Annotated in this window: 14 protein-coding genes and 1 pseudogene; 7 read left to right on the forward strand and 8 right to left on the reverse strand. The window is 68.2% G+C overall.

The annotated features are described in order from the left end of the window. Window positions 1-3: 3 nt before the first annotated feature. Entirely contained in the window at window positions 4-1,296 is a 1,293-nt protein-coding gene (locus tag ET21_RS0107520; RefSeq protein WP_030539176.1) for an isoprenylcysteine carboxylmethyltransferase family protein, read from the forward strand. 8 nt (window positions 1,297-1,304) lie between these two features. Here ET21_RS0107520 and ET21_RS0107525 read toward each other — a convergent pair whose 3' ends face one another. Together ET21_RS0107525 and ET21_RS0107530 are read right to left on the reverse strand one after the other, a co-directional pair. After that, a complete protein-coding gene (locus ET21_RS0107525) occupies window positions 1,305-2,678 on the reverse strand; it encodes a glutamate--cysteine ligase (RefSeq protein ID WP_030539177.1) in 1,374 nt (457 codons plus the stop codon). 150 nt (window positions 2,679-2,828) lie between these two features. Then, window positions 2,829-3,575, reverse strand: coding sequence for a 16S rRNA (uracil(1498)-N(3))-methyltransferase (locus tag ET21_RS0107530; RefSeq protein WP_030539178.1), 747 nt, complete (start codon window positions 3,573-3,575; stop codon window positions 2,829-2,831). Between the two features lie 96 nt (window positions 3,576-3,671). On the opposite strand from ET21_RS0107530, the gene ubiA reads away from it, so the two are divergent. Both ubiA and ET21_RS0107540 read left to right on the forward strand, forming a co-directional pair. After that, window positions 3,672-4,574 (forward strand): 4-hydroxybenzoate octaprenyltransferase, encoded by a 903-nt coding sequence (gene ubiA, locus ET21_RS0107535; RefSeq protein ID WP_030539179.1) that lies wholly within the window; start codon window positions 3,672-3,674, stop codon window positions 4,572-4,574. Next, window positions 4,571-6,019 carry a phospholipase D-like domain-containing protein gene (locus ET21_RS0107540; protein ID WP_021238184.1) on the forward strand — a complete coding sequence of 483 codons (1,449 nt, stop codon included), beginning with the start codon at window positions 4,571-4,573 and terminating at the stop codon, window positions 6,017-6,019. Before ubiA ends, ET21_RS0107540 begins: the two co-directional genes overlap by 4 nt. A 45-nt stretch (window positions 6,020-6,064) precedes the next feature. On the opposite strand, the gene smc is transcribed toward ET21_RS0107540, so the two are convergent. The 4 genes from smc to ET21_RS0107560 all read right to left on the reverse strand — a co-directional run bounded on the left by smc (window position 6,065) and on the right by ET21_RS0107560 (window position 11,630). Then, a complete protein-coding gene (smc, locus tag ET21_RS0107545; protein ID WP_030539180.1) occupies window positions 6,065-9,508 on the reverse strand; it encodes a chromosome segregation protein SMC in 3,444 nt (1,147 codons plus the stop codon). An 80-nt stretch (window positions 9,509-9,588) separates the two neighbouring features. Then, complete coding sequence (locus ET21_RS0107550; protein ID WP_030539181.1) at window positions 9,589-10,323, reverse strand: thioredoxin domain-containing protein; 735 nt, start codon at window positions 10,321-10,323, stop codon at window positions 9,589-9,591. Between the two features lie 46 nt (window positions 10,324-10,369). Beyond that, entirely contained in the window at window positions 10,370-11,038 is a 669-nt protein-coding gene (locus tag ET21_RS0107555) for a thioredoxin domain-containing protein (RefSeq protein ID WP_030539182.1), read from the reverse strand. A 49-nt stretch (window positions 11,039-11,087) separates the two neighbouring features. Then, on the reverse strand, window positions 11,088-11,630 hold the full coding sequence (locus ET21_RS0107560) for a DUF721 domain-containing protein (RefSeq protein ID WP_030539183.1): 543 nt from the start codon (window positions 11,628-11,630) through the stop codon (window positions 11,088-11,090). 26 nt (window positions 11,631-11,656) lie between these two features. Between ET21_RS0107560 and mutY the strand changes: the two genes are divergently transcribed. The 4 genes and pseudogenes from mutY (at window position 11,657) to ET21_RS25680 (ending at window position 15,729) form a co-directional block, all read left to right on the forward strand. Beyond that, window positions 11,657-12,721 (forward strand): A/G-specific adenine glycosylase, encoded by a 1,065-nt coding sequence (gene mutY, locus ET21_RS0107565; RefSeq protein WP_030539184.1) that lies wholly within the window; start codon window positions 11,657-11,659, stop codon window positions 12,719-12,721. Next, entirely contained in the window at window positions 12,714-13,634 is a 921-nt protein-coding gene (nudC, locus tag ET21_RS0107570; protein WP_030539185.1) for an NAD(+) diphosphatase, read from the forward strand. The genes mutY and nudC overlap by 8 nt, the downstream gene beginning before the upstream one ends. Before the next feature lie 43 nt (window positions 13,635-13,677). Next, window positions 13,678-15,015: a TldD/PmbA family protein gene (locus ET21_RS0107575; RefSeq protein WP_021239743.1), complete on the forward strand. Its 1,338-nt coding sequence runs from the start codon at window positions 13,678-13,680 to the stop codon at window positions 15,013-15,015. Continuing rightward, window positions 15,002-15,729: pseudogene (locus tag ET21_RS25680) on the forward strand (inositol monophosphatase family protein). Before ET21_RS0107575 ends, ET21_RS25680 begins: the two are co-directional and overlap by 14 nt. A gap of 70 nt (window positions 15,730-15,799) precedes the next feature. Here ET21_RS25680 and ET21_RS0107585 read toward each other — a convergent pair. Together ET21_RS0107585 and purD are read right to left on the reverse strand one after the other, a co-directional pair. Continuing rightward, on the reverse strand, window positions 15,800-16,336 hold the full coding sequence (locus tag ET21_RS0107585; RefSeq protein WP_030539186.1) for a hypothetical protein: 537 nt from the start codon (window positions 16,334-16,336) through the stop codon (window positions 15,800-15,802). Window positions 16,337-16,409: 73 nt separating this feature from the next. After that, a complete protein-coding gene (gene purD, locus ET21_RS0107590) occupies window positions 16,410-17,687 on the reverse strand; it encodes a phosphoribosylamine--glycine ligase (protein ID WP_030539187.1) in 1,278 nt (425 codons plus the stop codon). Window positions 17,688-17,692: the final 5 nt, after the last annotated feature.

The raw sequence follows: 17,692 nt of genomic DNA on the forward strand, positions 1-17,692 counted from the left end.
GCCATGGACAAGACCGCCGATCCCTGCCCGCCTTCCGCCGTCAGCCATGGCGTCGGGATTGCGGGCCTTGCCGGGCTTGCCGCCTGGACCCTGGTAGCGCGCCATTATGGGATGAACGGACCCTATGCGGGTCTTGCCGCCGTCTTCGCCTGCGGCCTGCCGATGGTGCTCTGGTCCCTGCTGGCGGACAAGGTGCATCGCAACCCGTCTACCGGGATGAACTGGGATGCACCGGCCCGGCCGCTGCGAGAGGTGCTGGATGTCAGCCTCGTCAAGATTGCGGGGCTGTGGGCGACCTGGCTCGCCATCGCCATCTTCTATTGCGTGGCGCGCTGGTACTGGAGCGGCAATTACCGTTTCTCCATGAAACTTTTCATGGCCGCCGCGCCGTGGCTGCTTGCCTTTTCTATCCCTTATGTTCTGTGGATCGACCGGCGGCTGACCGATGCCAGGGATGCGTCCTATGCCTTTGGCCAGTGGGTGATCGGCGGCGCCGCGGGCAAGCCTGACATGGCGCAGGTCGCCAATCATGCGCGCGCATGGGCGGTGAAGGGCTTTTTTCTCGCCTTCATGCTGTCCATCGTGCCGGGCAATTTCGCCAGCGTCGTCGATTGGCGCATCGATCATGCCTTTGCCGGCCCGGTGAAGCTGACCGCCTTCCTGATCGCCATCATGTTCATGATCGACGTCTGCATGGCGACGGTCGGCTATCTGCTGACGTGCAAGCCGCTGGATTCGCACATCCGCTCCGCCAATCCGGCGCTGGCGGGATGGGTGGCGGCGCTGATCTGCTATCCGCCCTTCGTGCTGATGGGTTCCGGCGGGCCGCTCGATTATCATGCGGGCGGCGCGGAATGGGACGTGTGGACGCAGGGCTATCCCGCGCTCCAGTGGCTGCTGGGCGGCTGGCTGGTGCTGCTGACGGCCATCTATGCCTGGGCGACGGTGGCGTTCGGCATCCGCTTTTCCAACCTCACCCATCGCGGCATCCTGACGCACGGGCCCTATCGCTGGACCCGCCACCCGGCCTATCTGTCGAAGAACCTCTTCTGGTGGTTTTCGGCGCTGCCCTTCCTGGCGGTGTCGGGCAGCCTTACCGACATGGTGCGCAACTGCGCGATGCTGGCGGTGACCAACGCCGTCTATTACTGGCGCGCCCGCACCGAGGAAGCGCATCTGTCCGCCGATCCCGATTATCGCGCCTATAGCGCGTGGATGGACCGCAACGGACCCGTGCCACGCTTCTTCGCCTGGGTGACGGGCCGCAAGCAGCCCGCGCTACAGCCTGCCGAATAGCCTGGCGCCTAATAGCTTTCCTCGTCATAGACGCGGCTCACATCGCCAGCCCATGCGCCATGATAGCGCTCCAGCAGCCGTTCGGCATGGGTGATCCCGGACGCCGCGATCTCGTCCAGCGGCGCGAGATAGTCCGCCTCGTCCTTGCCCGCTTCATCCAGCCGCGCCCGCGCCTTGAGGCCGCCGCGCGCGATCGCCAGCACTTCGCCCGCTATGTCGCCCAACACGCGCCCGCCCGGCAGCGGCGCGCCCAGGGCAAGGCGCGGGGCCGCGTCGCGCAGCGCCTGCCGGTCGTCCATCGACCAGTCCTTGACCAGATCCCACGCCGCATCCAGCGCGCCCTGATCATAGAGCAGCCCGACCCAGAAGGCGGGCAGGGCCGTGATGCGATCCGTCGCGCCCCCGTCCGCGCCGCGCATTTCCAGAAAGCTTTTCAGCCGCACTTCGGGGAAGGCGGTGGAAAGATGGTCCTCCCAATCCTTCTCGGTCGGCTTCTCGCCCGGCAGGACGGATAGCCGCCCGTCCAGGAAATCGCGGAAGCTGTGGCCCGCCGCGTCGATATAGCGGCCATTGCGGTAGACGAAGTACATCGGCACATCGAGCGCATAGTCGGCATAGCGTTCATAGCCAAAGCCGTCCTCGAACACGAAGGGCAGCATGCCGGTGCGCGCCGGATCGGTGTCGGACCAGATATGGCTGCGATAGGACAGGAAGCCGTTCGGCTTGCCCTCCGTAAAGGGGGAATTGGCGAACAGCGCGGTGGCCAGCGGCTGAAGCGCCAGGCTGACGCGGAATTTCTGCACCATGTCCGCTTCGCTGCCATAGTCCAGATTGGTCTGGATGGTGCAGGTGCGCAGCATCATGTCCAGCCCCAGCGATCCGACGCGCGGCATGTGGCGCAGCATGATGTCGTAGCGGCCCTTGGGCATGATGGGCAATTCGCCGCGCGTCTTGTCGGGCCACATGCCAAGGCTCAGGAAGCCCAGGCCCAGCATGTCGCCCACATATTTGACCTGTTCCAGATGCCGCTGCGTTTCGGCGAAGGTCTGGTGCAGATTTTCCAGCGGCGCGCCGGAAAGCTCCAGCTGCCCCGCCGGCTCCAGGCTGACGGTGCCGTCGGGACCGGACAGGGCGATGATATTCTCGCCCTCGAACACCGGGCTCCAGCCATAGCGGGTCAGGCCGATCAGCAGCGTATGGATGCCGCCCGTCTCGTCATAGGAGGGGGCGTGGCGATCGCCCTTGTCATAGACGAACTTTTCATGTTCGGTGCCGATCCGCCAGCGTTCCTGCGGCTTTTCCCCCTTGGAAAAGGCGGCGAGCAGCTGGTCGCGGCTCTCTATGACGGGATCATTCTCCCCTGAGTCGGTTCTGGTGCTCATGCCACGGCTTAGCCTGTCCCCCTTGCGCGTCAACATCGCTGCGCCCGCGACAAATAGGTTGCGCTTGGCGTGGCCGCAATCCCATTTCGGAATGCAACTTGAGGCGGCTATCGCAGAGGGCAATACTCCTGCCTAGGCTGGAGCGCGCTATCAGCCCCAGTCGCCGTTCAGCGTCATCCAGGCCGAAGCCGCCGCGATCGCCGCCGTTTCGGCCCGCAGGATGCGCGGGCCCAGCGACACGGGCACCGCCCTTGTCACCGCCCGGATCGCATCCCGCTCCGCCGGGTCGAAGCCGCCCTCCGGCCCGATCAGGAACGCTGCGGCCCCTTGATGCGCGGGCAGCGCTTCGGCCAGGGGTGCGCCGCCCGTTTCATCGGCGAAGAACAGCCAGCGGTCCTCCGGCCAGTCCCGCAGCAGCGCCTCCAGCTTGATGAGGCCGCCAAGTTCGGGCAGCGCCGTGCGCCCGCATTGCTCCGCCGCCTCCACCAGATGCGCGTGCAGCCGGTCGAGGTTCAGCTTGTCCACCACGGCGCGGCGGGTCAGCACCGGCTGTAATTTCGCGACCCCCAGCTCGCACGCCTTTTCCGCGATCAGGTCGATGCGCCCCTTGCGGATGGGCGCGCAGCACAGCCAGAAATCGGGCACATGCTCGATCGCCTTGGTCTGTCGCACGCATTCCAGCACCAGGTCGCGCTTGCGCATGTCGCGCACCCGCGCCGCCCATTCGCCCGACCGCCCGTCGAACAGCAGCACGATGTCGTCCGGCTTCACCCGCATGACGCTGATCAGATAATGCGCCGGGTTGCCGTCCACCGGCACGGCGATGCCGTCGCCCAGTTGCGTTTCGACATGCAGGCGCGGCGCGCTTTGTGGCGGCCATGCAGGGGTTGCGGTCATTTCGCCTCTTCCGTTCGCCCTGAGCTTGTCGAAGGGCCGTCTTTGCTCTTTAGAGAAGAAAGGGGCTTCGACAAGCTTGGCCCGAACGGAGATAAGGTGAGTCAGACGATCGTCCCAGACACGCAGGCCCGCGGCCTGCTCGCCCGCCTGCCGGAAACGCCCCGCGCCCTTGCCCTGCTGGCCCGGTTCGACCGGCCGATTGGCTGGTGGCTGCTGTTCTGGCCTGGCGCCTGGGCCGTGGTGCTGGCGGGCGGGGCGGGGGAACGATGGCCGCTGATCCTCTGGCTCCTGCTCGGCAGCATCGCGATGCGCGGCGCTGGCTGCGTCTTCAACGATATCGTGGATCGCGACCTCGACCGCCAGGTGGCCCGCACGGCGGCGCGCCCCCTCGCCAGCGGGGCGATTTCCCTCACCATGGCTTGGGTCTGGCTGATCCTGCTGTGCCTGATCGGCCTTGTCGTCCTGTTGCAGTTGCGCCTGTCAGCGCAGGTCGTGGCGCTGGCCAGCCTCGCGCTGGTCGCCGCCTATCCCTTCATGAAGCGGATCACCGGATGGCCGCAGGTCTGGCTTGGCCTCGTCTTTTCCTGGGCGGCGCTCGTGGGCTGGAGCGAAGTCGCGGGCGTGCTCACCGCGCCGGGGCTGCTGCTCTATGGCGGCACCATTTTCTGGGTCGTCGGTTATGACACCATCTATGCGCTACAGGACCGGGAGGATGACGCATTGATCGGCATCGGGTCGAGCGCTCTGTCGATGGGCCGGCACGTCCGCGCGGGCGTGGCCTTATGCTATGTTGCGGCCCTCTCGCTCTGGGCGGCCGCGCTGTGGCAGGTAAGGCCGCAGCTTCTGGCGCTCGCGGCGCTGCTGCCGATGGCGGCGCACCTCCTCTGGCAAGTGGCGGCGTTGAAGGAGGATGGCGCCGATCCGCTGCTCAAATTCCGCTCGAACCGCTTTGCCGGGCTGCTGATGTTCCTCGGCTGTCTCGTCGTGGGCAGCGCATGAGCGCCCCGCGCGAGGGCGAGGATTGCTGGCGCATCGCCCGCGCCGCCAGGGCCAGCGTCATCATCGACGCCGAAGCCTATTTCCGCCACGCTCGCGCCGCGATGCTGAAGGCCAAGCGGCGGATCATGCTGATCGGCTGGGACTTTGACGCCGCCATCAGCCTGATCCGCGAGGATGAGGCGAAGGACGGCGCGCCCGTCATCATCGGCGACTTCATCAGCTGGCTGGTCGAACAGAAGCCCGAACTCGACATATTCCTGCTGCGCTGGGACATCGGCGCCATGAAGTCGATGGTGCAGCCGTCCAACCTCTTCACCACCGTCAAGTGGATGACGCACAAGCGCATTCATGTGAAGCTGGACAGCCACCATCCGCCCGCCGCCTCGCACCATCAGAAGATCGTGGTGATCGACGATTGCTTCGCCTTTTGCGGCGGCATCGACATGACGGCGGACCGGTGGGACACGCGCCATCATCGCGACAGCGACCCCAATCGCAAGCATCCCGATGGCACCGCCTATGGCCCATGGCATGACGCGACCACGGCGTTGCAGGGCGATGTCGCCATGGTGCTGGGCGACCATGCCCGCGCAAGGTGGAAAGTGGCCGGGGGCGGAGATCTGGAGCCGATCAGGGGAGAACATGATTGCTGGCCCGACGCGCTGCCTGTCGGGTTCGAACAGGTGGATGTGGCGATTTCCCGGTCGGCCCCGGAAATGGACGGCCAGCAACCGGTGCTGGAGATCGAACGGCTCTACATCAACCAGATCGCATCGGCGAAGCGGACCATCTACGCCGAAAGCCAGTATTTCGCGTCCCGCCGCATTGCCGAGGCGCTGGCCGCCCGGCTGGGGGAGGATGACGGGCCGGACATCGTCATCATCAACCCGGAACAGGCCGATGGCTGGCTGGAACAGCAGGCGATGGACACCGCCCGCGCGCGCCTGGTCGAAGCGTTGCGCGCCCGCGACGTTCACGGACGGCTGCGCGTCTATCATCCCTTCACCGTACGGGGGGAGCCGATCTATGTGCATGCCAAGATACTGATCGTCGATGACCGGGTGATCCGCGTGGGGTCCTCCAACATGAACAACCGTTCGATGCGGCTCGATACGGAATGCGACATGACGATCGATGCCAGCCTGCCTGCCAATGCCGGGCAGGAGGCAACGATCCGCTCGATCCGCGATGACCTGATCGCCGAACATCTCGACCTTCCCCCGGAACGCGTCGCGGCGGTCATCGCCGAACGGGGGCTGATCGCCGCGATAGAGGAACTGCGGGACAAGCCGGGGCGCACCTTGCGGCCCTATGTCACGCCCAACCTCAACGATGTGCAGACATGGCTCGCCGACAATGAGGTGCTCGATCCCGAAGGTCCGGCCGAGATGCTGGAACCGGCGGCGCAGCGGAGCCTGTTCCGCCGTTTGAAGTCCCGATCGTAAGAGCATTGCGCCACGCTCCACCCCGTTCGCGCGGGATGCTCTGCGTCACTCCGCCGCCAGCAAGGCCTCCGCTCCGCCCAGATTGACCGACACCAGCCGGCTGACCCCGCGCTCCACCATGGTGACGCCGAACAGCCGGTGCATGCGCGCCATGGTGACCGCATTGTGGCTGACGATCAGGTAGCGCGTATCGGTCTGCCCGACCATCGCGTCCAGCAGGTCGCAGAAGCGCTCGACATTGGCGTCGTCCAGCGGGGCGTCGACTTCGTCCAGCACACAGATCGGCGCGGGGTTGGTCAGGAACAGGCCGAATATCAGCGCGACCGCCGTCAGCGCCTGTTCGCCGCCCGATAGCAGGGTCAGCGCCGCCAGCTTCTTGCCCGGCGGCTGCGCCATGATCTCCAGCCCGGCTTCCAGCGGATCGTCGCTGTCGATCAGTTCCAGATGCGCCTGCCCGCCGTTGAACAGCGTGGTGAACAGCCGCCGGAAATGCCCGTCCACGGCCTCGAACGCGGCGAGCAGCCTTTGCCGCCCTTCGCGGTTGAGGCTGCCGATCGATCCGCGCAGCCGGTTGATCGCCTGGGTCAGTTCCTCGCTTTCGGCGCGGCTGCTGGCCTGGGTCGTCTCCAGCTCCTCCAGTTCCTGCGCCGCCACGAGATTGACGGGGCCGATGCGCTCCCGCTCCGCCGACAGCCGGTCATGATCGGCCTGTTCCGTCTGCGCGGTCCGCACCTCCGCGCTTGCGAAGCCCAGCCTTTCAGGCAGCAGCGGCGGCGGGCATTCGAACCGTTCGCCCGACAGCCGGTTGGCCTCCACGCGCTTTTCGTCCGCCGCTTCCGCGCGGGCCGCCGCCGTGGCGCGGCGCTCGCGCGTTCCGGCGAGCGTCTCGCCAGCCTGGGCAGCGCGGCTTTCCGCCTCGCGCAGCGCGGCCTGCGCCTCTTCTTCCGCCCGGCGCGCGGCTTCGGCTGCCTGCGCCAGTCCCGTGTCCTGCTCGGCCAGCCGCGCAATGGCGGCGGCCAGCCGGTCCGGCTCGCCGTCGATTTCGGCCCGCTCTCTGGCCAGCGCCTCGCCGCGCTCCACCATCGCCGCGATCCGCTTGGCCGCTTCTCCCGCGCGGGCGCGCCAGCCCTTGGCTTCCGCCTCCGCCGCCGCCATGCGTTCGCGATCACCCGCCAGCGCCCGGTCGGCAAGCGCCTGATCCGCCTGCAACTGGCTGACCGCCGTCCGTGCCTTTTCGCTCTGCTGCGACAGCGACGCCACCAGCGCGCGCGTTTCCGACCCGTCGGGCATCGCCATGCGGGCCGCCTGCGCCTTGTCATGCTCCGCCCGCGCCGCCGCCAGATCGGCCCGCGCCTCTGCCAGCCTTTCCTCGATCGCCTCGCGGCGGCCGGTCAGCCGTTCCAGCGCGGTCGCGGCCTCGTCGATCGCGCGCAGGGCGGTGCGCAGCCGCTGGTCGGCGCCCGAAAGCGCGGCGCGACCTTCCGCGAGCGCCTGTCCCGCCGCCTTCTCGCGCGCGGCTGCCGCATCCTGCGTGGCGCGCGCCGTCTCCATCTCCGCTTCGGCAGCGGGGCGGGCGGCGGCAATGGCCTCCAGCCGGTTGAGCCGGATCAGCCGTTCCGCCGCCGCCGCGCCGCCTTCCGCAGCGGCATAGCCGTCCCAGCGGCGCATCTGCCCGTCCCTGGTGACCAGCCGCTGGCCAGCGGCAAGCGCTTGCCCCTCATCCGTCTCCACGACCGCGATCTGCGCCAGCCTGCGCGCCAGTTCCGGCGGCGCGGTGACATGGTCCGCCAGTGCCGCGCAGCCGGACGGCAGCGCCGGATCGCTGTCGAGCCGCGCGGCCCCGGCCCAGCGCCGCGCGCCTTCCTCCCCGATCGCCGCTTCCAGATCGTCGCCCAGCGCCGCGGCCAGCGCCCTTTCATAGCCGGGCGCGGCCTTCAGCCGGTCGAGCGCGCGCCCGCGTCCGCCGCCGCCAGTCTCGACCGCGCGGCGGATCGCCGCCGCCTCGCTGTCCAGCGCCGCCAGCGCCGCCCGTGCGGAGGCGAGCGCGGCTTCGGCCGCCGCGCGCTCCTCCGCCGCTGCCTGCCGCGCTGTGTCAGCCTCCCTTATCGCATCCTCGGCGGCGTCGCGTTCTGCCGCCGCGCGCTGCTGCTCTGCCTGCGCCTCCTCTCCCTTTTGCCGGAGCGGCGCGACATCGGGCAGCGCCGCCGCTTCGGCTTCCAGCCTTGCGGCATCGCGCTCCGCCCGCTCCATATGGCTGCGGGCAGAGGCCAGGGCGGCTTCGGCGACGCGCAGTTCGGCCTGCTCCCCCGCCTGCCGCGCCATCGCCCTGGCGAGTTGCAGTTCAGCGTCGCGCGCCTCGTCCTCGGCCCGCGCGATCCGCGCCGCGAAGCCGGGGCGCATCGCTTCGGTTTCGGCGATGCGCGCCTTGAGCGTCTTCGCCTCCTCGCCCAGCCGCGCGATCGCCTCCGCCGCGTCGTTGGCGAGCGCCCCTTCGCGCAGCCGGTCTTCCTCCAGCCGTCCCGCCTGCTCCGCCAGATCATGCAGCCGCCGCACCACGCCATCGCGTTCGGAACGGAGCGCCGCCAGCCTGTGCCCCGCCTCATTCGCCGCGTCACGAGCCGCCTGCGCCGCCGCCCGCTTGTCCGCAAGAGCCTCCACCGCCGCATTGGCGTGGACGGCGGCCGCGCGCTGGGCCTCCTGCGCGGCGATCACCGCATCTTCCGCGTCCTTCGCCTCCGCCCGCGCAGCTTCCGCGCTGGCGGCCGCTTCGCGCCAGCGGGCGAAGACCACCCGCCCTTCGGCGACGCGGATCTGTTCCGACAGGCGGATATAGCGTTCCGCCGCCTTGGCCTGCCTGCGCAGGCTGCTGGCCCGCGCTTCCATGTCCGACAGGATTTCGCCCAGCCGCACCAGATTGGCTTCGGCCGCGCGCAATTTCTGTTCGGCATCCTTGCGGCGGACGTGCAGGCCGGAAATGCCCGCCGCTTCCTCCAGCATGGCGCGCCGTTCCTGCGGCCGCGCGGCGATGACGGCGGCGATGCGCCCCTGGCTGACCAGAGCCGGGCTGTGCGGGCCCGTGGCGGCGTCGGCGAAGATCAGCGCGACGTCCTTCGCCCGCACATCGCGGCCATTGGCGCGGTAGGCGCTGCCCGCCCCGCGCTCGATCCGCCGGGTGACTTCCAGTTCGCCGTCGGGGCCGACCTCGACCGCGTTGAACAGCTCGCCCTGTTCCTGCACCGTCAGCAGCGACACTTCGGCGAAATCGCGCTGCGGCCGGGTGGAGGTGCCCGCGAAGATCACATCCTCCATGCCCGCGCCGCGCATCGACCGGGCGCTGGATTCGCCCATGACCCAGCGGATCGCCTCCAGCAGGTTGGACTTGCCGCAGCCGTTCGGGCCGACGATGCCCGTCAGCCCAGGCTCGATCCGCAGCTCCGTTGGGTCCACGAAGCTCTTGAAGCCGGACAGCTTGAGCCGCTTTATCTGCATCGGGCGGCTCTAGCGCAGGGCCGCATGGCCGCCCGGCCAGCAGAAGCGCAAGGATGGAATGTCAGCCCCCCGGATGACAATCAGATGCCCGCTTGTTTCAACTTGGGCTGCAACGTCGCCCAGGTGGCGGTGTTTTCCAGCACGCTGCCGTTCAGGATGAAGGTCGGCGTGCCTTCGATCTTATATTCCGACGATGCCGTTTCGACGCCCTTGGCCAGTTTTTCGGCGGCGGCGGTGTCGGCCAGGCACTGCTTGGCCTGATCTTCGGCGATGCCGCGCTGCTTGGCGAAATCGATGAGGCCCACGGCATCGGCCAGCTGGGCAAAGCGCTGGGCGGGCGGAGCGCTCATCAACTGCTGATATTTGGCGTCGCCCAGCGCCTGCGCCTTTTCGAACATCGCATTCTGGTTGGTGAAGAATTGTTCGGACAGCGGATAGAACAGGTCCTTGCCCCCGCAGCGCGCCAGCAGCGACGTGGAAATGTCGATGGGATCGCGCACGAAGTTGCGCAGTTCGTAGCTCATCTTGCCGGTGTCGACGATCTTGCGGATTTCCTCCGAAGCCTCGGCGGAAAAGTCGCGGCAATGGCTGCACGTATAGGATGCGAATTCGACCAGCTTCACCTTCGCATTGGGGTTGCCCATGATGAAATTGCCTTCCGGCGTCGCCGTCACCGTCTGCGACCAGCTGGTTCCGGCGGGAGCGGCCACGGCGGCGACGGGTTCGGCCGTGGCCGTATTGCCCGCATCGGTCTTGCCGCAGGCCGACAACGTCAGGGAAAGGGCGATCAGGGCGAGTCCGGTAAAGGCTTTCACGTGTGGCAAGCTCCGCTAGTCGGCGTGATGAGTGGCCTCATGTAGTTCACTGCGCCGGAGCGGGCAATGCGTCGCGCAAGCTCGCCCAACTCGACCCGCCCGCCAGCGTCCCGTTGATGGTGAAGGCGGGCGTGCCGCTGATCTTCAACGTCTTCCAGGCTTCGTTGGTCATCGCCAATATCTGCTTCATCGACGCGGGATCGTTGATGCAGGCGTCAAGCCGCGCGGGCGTGAAGCCGCGTTTGCCCATCAGCGCGTAAAGCCCCGTCTTCTGCCCGATGTCGCGCAGCGACGCCTTCTGCTCCTGCGGCTTGGCGGCGCTGCCGTCATAGGCCTGGAGCTGTTCCATCCAGGCGTTCTGGTTGGCGAACAGCGCCTCATGATTGCCGAAAAAGCGCTTCGGGCCGCCGCACCGGGCCAGCAGCGCGGCGGTCAGGTCATATTTGTCGCGCACCGCGTTGCGGACTTCCACGCTTACCTTGCCGCCCTGCACATAGCCGGTCTTGAGCGGCCCGCTCGCTTCCTCGACGAAATGGGCGCAATGGCTGCATGTGTAGCTGACATATTCGACCAGCTTGGTCGGCGCGGCGGGATTGCCCAGCACATGGCCGCCGATCGGCGACAGGGTGACGTGGCTGGTCCACTTCGCGGCCGGAGCAGCGGCAAGCGCGGCGGGCAGGGCCGCGAGGACAAGGGGCAGGAGAAGCTTTCTCATATGCCGGTTCCATATAGCGCGCCTCCTGAACGGAAGCGGAAAGGCGATGTCAGCTGATCTTGGGCAAGCCGCTGGAATTGGCAAGCCCCTGCGCCAGCGATTCCAGCACCGTGCGCAATTCGGGATCGCCGATGTCGCGCAGCGATTCGCCCAGTTCCACCGGCACCGGCTTCAGGTTGCGGGGCGGCGGGCGGCGCTCGCTGGGGGTGGCGCGCACCTCGCCCTGCCGCATCGCGATCCTGGTCACCGCCGCATAGCCGAAGAAGCGGTTCACCCGCTCGATGATGTCCGGCAGCACATGCTGGATCATCGGCGCATGGCCGCTCATGACCGTCAGTTGCAGCGTGCCGCCCGCTTTCTTGCCCACCGGGAAGCGGATTGATTCGGGTGCGGAGATGGCGGCATAATGCGCGCCGACGATTTCGGGCCAGCGGGTGACGACGCTGGACTGGACGAAGCCGAACTTGCGGAAAGCCGCCGCGCCGATCTGCGGCATCAGGTCGGCAATCTGCCGGGGACCGCCCACGCGCGGGCGCTCGGCCGCCGCGGCGTCGCGTATTTTCATTTTCGGCGTTGCAGGGCGTTCCGTCATCGCCCGCTTAATGGCATAGCGCCGCCATGCGCGTCGAGGGGACTCACACAAAAATCGCCAGTGACCTGCTGGCCCATTATGACGTCCACGCCCGCCGCCTTCCCTGGCGCGCGCCGCCGGGCAGCAACGCCGCCGATCCCTATCGCGTGTGGCTGTCGGAAGTGATGCTGCAACAGACCACGGTCGCGGCCGTCATCCCCTATTTCCATGCCTTCACCGATCGCTGGCCCACCGTGGACGCGCTCGCCGGGGCGCAGGATGCCGATGTCATGGCGGCATGGGCGGGGCTGGGCTACTACGCCCGCGCCCGCAATCTGCTCGCCTGCGCCCGCGCCGTCGCGGGGGACCTTGGCGGCGCGTTTCCCGCGTCGGAGGAGCGGCTGCGCGCGCTGCCGGGGATCGGGGACTATACCGCCGCCGCCGTCGCCGCCATCGCCTTTGGCCAAAGGGCCGTGGTGGTGGACGCCAATGTCGAACGGGTGGTCGCGCGCCTTTTCGCCATCGAAACCCCTCTGCCCGCCGCCCGGCCGGAAATTCGCGCGGCGGCGGATCGCATCACGCCCGACAGCCGCGCGGGCGATTTCGCGCAGGCGATGATGGATCTGGGCGCGACCATCTGCACGCCGCGCAACCCCGCCTGCGGCATCTGTCCGCTCAGGGACGATTGCGCCGCCTTCCGCACCGCTGACCCCGCCGCCTTTCCCGTCAGGCTGGCGAAGAAGGCGAAGCCGCACCGCACCGGCCATGGCTGGTGGATGGAGCGGGCGGACGGTCATGTCTGGCTGGTCCGCCGTCCCGGCAAGGGGCTGCTGGGCGGGATGCGCGCTCTGCCCTCGTCCGACTGGAGCGCCGCGCCCGATCCGGCCCCGCCGCTGGACGCGCGGTGGACGACGCTCGCTGATCCGGTGGCGCATGTCTTCACTCATTTCTCGCTCAGCCTGACCATCCATGTCGCGCATCTGCCGCCGGACGTCACGCCGCCGGGAGAGGGCGAATGGTGGCCGCTGGAGCGGCTGGAGGAGGCGGGGTTCCCTACCCTGTTCCGCCGTGCGGCCCAGGCCGCGATGAAGGAGAGCAGATATCATGCATGACCCCGGCGCACTCACCCGCGAACAGCTCGGCTTTGTGGGAGGAAGGCTCGACCGGGTCGATCATATCCGCGCCCGGCCGGATCTCGCCGCCCAGACCTTCGCCCTGCCGGAGACGCGCATCGTCGCGCTGGACGGGCTCGATCCCGTCACCGCTGACGGGCATCTGGTGATGGAGGCCGCCGCGCCGGGCGCGCGGGCGGAGGATCATGTGCTGCTGGGCCTGGACGACCTCCAGCGCCCCATCTTCGCCCGTCTGGCGGAGCAGGTGGAAGGCGGCTTCTTCCCCACGGAGCGCAGCCGCGCCATCGCCACCGAACTGCCCGCGCATGAGATCGCGCTGTACGGCACGGCACGCAGCCTGGTCCACTGGCACGCCCGGCACCGCTTCTGCTCGGTCTGCGGATCGCCGACGCAGGCCGAAAAGGCGGGCTGGTCGCGGCGCTGCGGCGCGTGCAGTTCGGAACATTTTCCCCGCGTCGATCCCGTCGCCATCATGCTCGCCGAACATGACGGGCGGGTGCTGCTGGGGCGGCAGCATCGCTGGCCCGAACGCTTCTATTCCGCGCTCGCCGGCTTCATCGAGCCGGGCGAGACGATCGAGGAAGCGGTCGCGCGGGAAATCAAGGAGGAAGCGGGCGTCACCGTCCATTCCGTCCGCTATGTCATGAGCCAGCCCTGGCCCTTTCCCTCCTCGCTGATGGTCGCCTGCATCGGCGTCGCCGGTGACGACGCGCTGACGCTGGACGAGACGGAGATAGAGCATGCCTTCTGGTGCGATGCGGACGGCGTGCGCGCGGCGCTGGCCAACGAACCCGGCGCGCCCTTCATCGCGCCGCCGCCCATGGCGGTCGCCCGGCATCTTCTGAAACACTGGCTCGACGGGCAGCTTGTCCCGCCCGGACCAAGCGCGTAAGGCCCTTGAGCCTCACACGCCATAGCAGGATTATCGTTCGCCCATGCTCAGCCTCGAAGAAGCCCAGTCGCGCGCTCAGGATCTGGTGACGGCGGCTCGCAGGGCGGGGGCGGACGCCGCCGATGCCGTCTATGCGGGCAACGCGTCGACCACGGTCGCGGTCCGCCTTGGCGCGCTGGAAGATGTGGAACGGTCGGAGGGGGAGGAAATCGGCCTCCGCCTGTTTGTCGGGCAGCGGTCCGCCAGCATTTCCGCGTCGGACATGAATCCCAAGACGCTTGCCACGCTGGTCGAACGTTGCATCGCCATGGCGCGCGAGGCGCCCGAAGACCCCTATGCCGGGCTCGCGCCGGAGGACCGCCTGCTGCGCGAAGCGCCCGCTGATCTCGACCTGATCGACCCGTCGGAGCCCGCGCCCGCCATGCTGCGCGAACGCGCGCTGGCTGTCGAGGAAGCCGCGCGGGCGGTGCCGGGCGTCACCAACAGCGAAGGCGGCGGCGCGTCCAACGGCCGCAGCCAGATGGCGCTCGTCACCAGCCACGGCTTTGCCGGATCCTATGCGGGCACCAGCCATTCCACCTGGGCGAGCGTGCTTGCCGGGACGGGCGCTGGCATGCAGCGCGACCATGCCAGCCACAGCGCCCGCTATCTGGAGGATCTGGAGGACGCGTCCGCCATCGGCGCCCGCGCGGGGGAGCGGGCGGTCGCTGCGCTCAACCCCGTCAAGGCGGGCAGCAGCGTCATGCCGGTCGTCTTCGATCCGCGCATCGGCTCCAGCCTGATCGGCCATCTGATCGGCGGCATTGTGGGTCCCGCGATCACGCGGCGGTCCAGCTTCCTGCTCGATTCGCTTGGGCAGGCGCTATTTGATAGTTCAATCACTATTATCGACGATCCCCTGCGGCCGCGCGGCCTGCGTTCGCGGCCCTTCGACGGCGAAGGCCTGCCCGTCGCGCGCCGGGCGTTGATCGAACGGGGCGTGCTGACCGGATGGCTGCTCGACAGCGCGTCGGCCCGCCAGCTTGGGCTTGCGCCGACCGGGCATGCGGGCCGGGGCGGCGGCGGGCCGGGCGTCACCAATGTCCATATGGAGCCCGGCAGCGTCACGCCCGCCGAACTGATGGCGGACATCAAGCGCGGCCTTTATGTCACCAGCCTGATCGGCATGGGCGTCAACGGCGTCACCGGCGACTATAGCCGGGGTGCGGTGGGCTTCCTGATCGAGGATGGCGCGATCGGCGGAGCGGTTTCGGAAATCACCATCGCAGGCAATCTCAAGGAGATGTTCCGCGCGATGACGGCCGCGAACGACCTCAGCTTCCGCCATGCCATGAACGTTCCCACATTGCGCGTCGACGGGATGACCATTGCCGGAGGCTGATATCGACCTGCGCGCCGTTGCCGGGGCGGTTTCGGACGCTGCGGACCGCGCACTGGCCCTGTGGGCGGGCGGCCAGACATCGGTCCGCCAATGGGAAAAGCTGCCCGGCCACCCCGTTTGCGAGGCGGACCTTGAAATAGACGATATGCTGCGCCGTAGCCTGAGCGCGATCGATCCGTCCGCCGGATGGCTTTCGGAAGAGACGGCCGACACGGTCCACCGGCTTGGCCTTTCGCGCGTGTGGGTGGTCGATCCGATCGACGGCACGCGCGACTATCTGCGTGGGCGCACTGGCTGGGCGGTATCCGTTGCGCTGGTCGAACATGGGGCGGTGCGGATCGGCATCCTCGCCGCGCCCGCCCGCAATCAGCTATGGCTGGCGCAGGCGGGGCTGCGGATCAACTGCCCCGGCATGACAGGGATCTCGTCACCGTGGAAAAGCCCAACAGCATCGCCCTGCGCATGGCGATGGTGGCGGCTGATGAGGCGGATCTGGTCGCCACCGTCCGCTGGGGCAATGAGTGGGATGTCGCCGCCGCCGCCCTGATCGCGCAGGAAGCGGGCGCGGTCGTCACCGACGCCTTGGGAGAGCCTCTCTCCTTCAACCGGCCGGAACCCACAGCCTTCGGCCTGCTATGCGCCGCGCCCGGCATCCACGAAGCGGCCACGGAGCGGCTCGGCCCACGCGCGCGCGATCTGCTGGCGCGCGGCTGATCATTCCATCAGCGGCCTGTCAGGCCCCGGGCGCGCCGCAGGAACAGGAGCGAGCCTGCAACCCTGACGGTCAGAGCTTGCCATATTTGGCTTCAAAGCCGGCAAAGTCCCCCGCCGCCAGATATTTCGCCTGGTCCACCCATTGGTCGCGCACCGGGCGTCCTTTGAAATTGCCCAGCTTGGCATCGATCGCGGCGATGTCGGCGTCCGTCCAGTTCGCGATCTGCGCATAGCTGGTGACGCCCAGATCGGTGAGCAGCTGGTTGAGCTTCGGCCCGATCCCCTTCATTCGCAGCAGATTGTCGCCCTCGCTGACAGGCATGGCGATGGAGGGAGAAGCGGGGATCGGCTGCTGCGCCTCCGCCGGTTCGGGCGTTGCAACCGGCTCAACCGCGGAAGTAGTAGCCACGGGATCGATGGCGGTAGCACTGAGCGGCGCTGCCGCCTGCGTGGCGATGGGCGCGGCTTCGGGCGGCGTGGCGGCAACGCTGGCGCTCTCGCCAGGAACGTCTCCCTTCCGCCGTCCCCCCAGCAGGAAGACAAGGGCGATGATGATCAATAGCCCGACCAGCAGCCAAAGGCCGTAGTCCATCAAAAATTCCTGCATTCTCTCGCTCCTCCCTGTTCCGGCGGCTATCTAAGGATGCCCGGCCGCCTGTAGCAAGGGGGACCTGCCCCCTTCACCGCGTCTCGCGCGCCACTTCCCGCCAGCCGATGTCCCGGCGGCAGAAGCCTGTGGGAAAGCTGATGGCATCGACCGCGCGATAGGCGGCGGCCTGTGCCTCGCTTACGGAATCGCCCGTCGCCGTGACGTTCAGCACGCGCCCGCCATTGGCCACCAGCACGCCGTCCTTTTCCGCCGTCCCCGCGTGAAAGACGCGCGCGCCGCCTGCTTCCGCCGCGTCGATGCCGCTGATCTCGCCGCCCTTTTCCGGCGTACCCGGATAGCCCCTTGCCGCCATGACGATGGTAAGCGCCGTCCGGCCGGCAAGCTGCACCGGCCCCTGGTCCGCAAGCCTGCCTTGCGCCACCGCGAGCAGCAGCGCGGCCAGATCGCCATCGAAGCGCATCATCAGCACCTGGCATTCGGGATCGCCAAAGCGGGCATTATATTCGATCAGCTTGGGCCCTTCGCTGGTGAGCATGAGTCCCGCATAGAGCACGCCGGAATAGGGCGTCCCTTCGGCGGCTAGGGTGTCCACGGTCGGGCGGATGATCCTTTCCATGACCTCCGCCTCCAATTCGGGCGTCAGCACCCGCGCCGGGCTGTAGGCGCCCATGCCGCCGGTATTTGGTCCGGTGTCGCCGTCGCCCACCCGCTTGTGATCCTGCGCCGATCCGAAGGGCAGGATGGCCTTCCCGTCGGTCAGGGCGAAGAAGCTCGCTTCCTCGCCGGTCATGAACTCCTCCAGCACGACCTCCGCGCCAGCGCCGCCGAACGCGCCGGAGAACATGGACTCCAGCGCCTCGACCGCCTCCTCGCGCGTTTCGGCGATGATCACGCCCTTGCCCGCCGCGAGGCCATCGGCCTTGATCACCACCGGCAGGCCGAAATCGTCGAGCGCCGCGATCGCTCCATCCTTGCTGTGGACCCGTTCATACGCCGCCGTGGGGATTCCCGCGCGCTTGCACAAATCCTTGGTGAAGCCCTTCGATCCTTCCAGCTGGGCGGCCTTCTTCCCCGGCCCGAACACGGGATAGCCCTTCACCCGCAGATTGTCGGCCAGCCCCTCCACCAGCGGCGCTTCCGGCCCGATCACCACCAGCCCGATCGACTGGCGCAGGCAAAAATCCACGACCGCGCGATGATCGGTCACGTCAAGGTCGACCAGCGCCGCATGCTGGGCTATGCCCGGATTGCCCGGCGCGGCATATAGTGTCTTGACCAAGGGCGATTGCGCCAGCTTCCAGGCCAGCGCATGTTCGCGGCCACCGCCGCCTAGCAGAAGGATGTTCATTTCGC

It is taken from the genome of Sphingobium sp. DC-2 (genome assembly GCF_000722555.1).
Lineage (GTDB): Bacteria > Pseudomonadota > Alphaproteobacteria > Sphingomonadales > Sphingomonadaceae > Sphingobium > Sphingobium quisquiliarum.

Coding starts and splice junctions, on each gene's coding strand:
- mutY (WP_030539184.1), top strand. CDS start 11,657: ATGCGCGTCGAGGGGACTCACACAAAAATCGCCAGTGACCTGCTGGCC.
- ET21_RS0107530 (WP_030539178.1), bottom strand. CDS start 3,575: ATGACCGCAACCCCTGCATGGCCGCCACAAAGCGCGCCGCGCCTGCAT.
- ET21_RS0107560 (WP_030539183.1), bottom strand. CDS start 11,630: ATGACGGAACGCCCTGCAACGCCGAAAATGAAAATACGCGACGCCGCG.
- nudC (WP_030539185.1), top strand. CDS start 12,714: ATGCATGACCCCGGCGCACTCACCCGCGAACAGCTCGGCTTTGTGGGA.
- smc (WP_030539180.1), bottom strand. CDS start 9,508: ATGCAGATAAAGCGGCTCAAGCTGTCCGGCTTCAAGAGCTTCGTGGAC.
- purD (WP_030539187.1), bottom strand. CDS start 17,687: ATGAACATCCTTCTGCTAGGCGGCGGTGGCCGCGAACATGCGCTGGCC.
- ET21_RS0107540 (WP_021238184.1), top strand. CDS start 4,571: ATGAGCGCCCCGCGCGAGGGCGAGGATTGCTGGCGCATCGCCCGCGCC.
- ET21_RS0107575 (WP_021239743.1), top strand. CDS start 13,678: ATGCTCAGCCTCGAAGAAGCCCAGTCGCGCGCTCAGGATCTGGTGACG.
- ET21_RS0107555 (WP_030539182.1), bottom strand. CDS start 11,038: ATGAGAAAGCTTCTCCTGCCCCTTGTCCTCGCGGCCCTGCCCGCCGCG.
- ET21_RS0107525 (WP_030539177.1), bottom strand. CDS start 2,678: ATGAGCACCAGAACCGACTCAGGGGAGAATGATCCCGTCATAGAGAGC.
- ET21_RS0107585 (WP_030539186.1), bottom strand. CDS start 16,336: ATGCAGGAATTTTTGATGGACTACGGCCTTTGGCTGCTGGTCGGGCTA.
- ET21_RS0107520 (WP_030539176.1), top strand. CDS start 4: ATGGACAAGACCGCCGATCCCTGCCCGCCTTCCGCCGTCAGCCATGGC.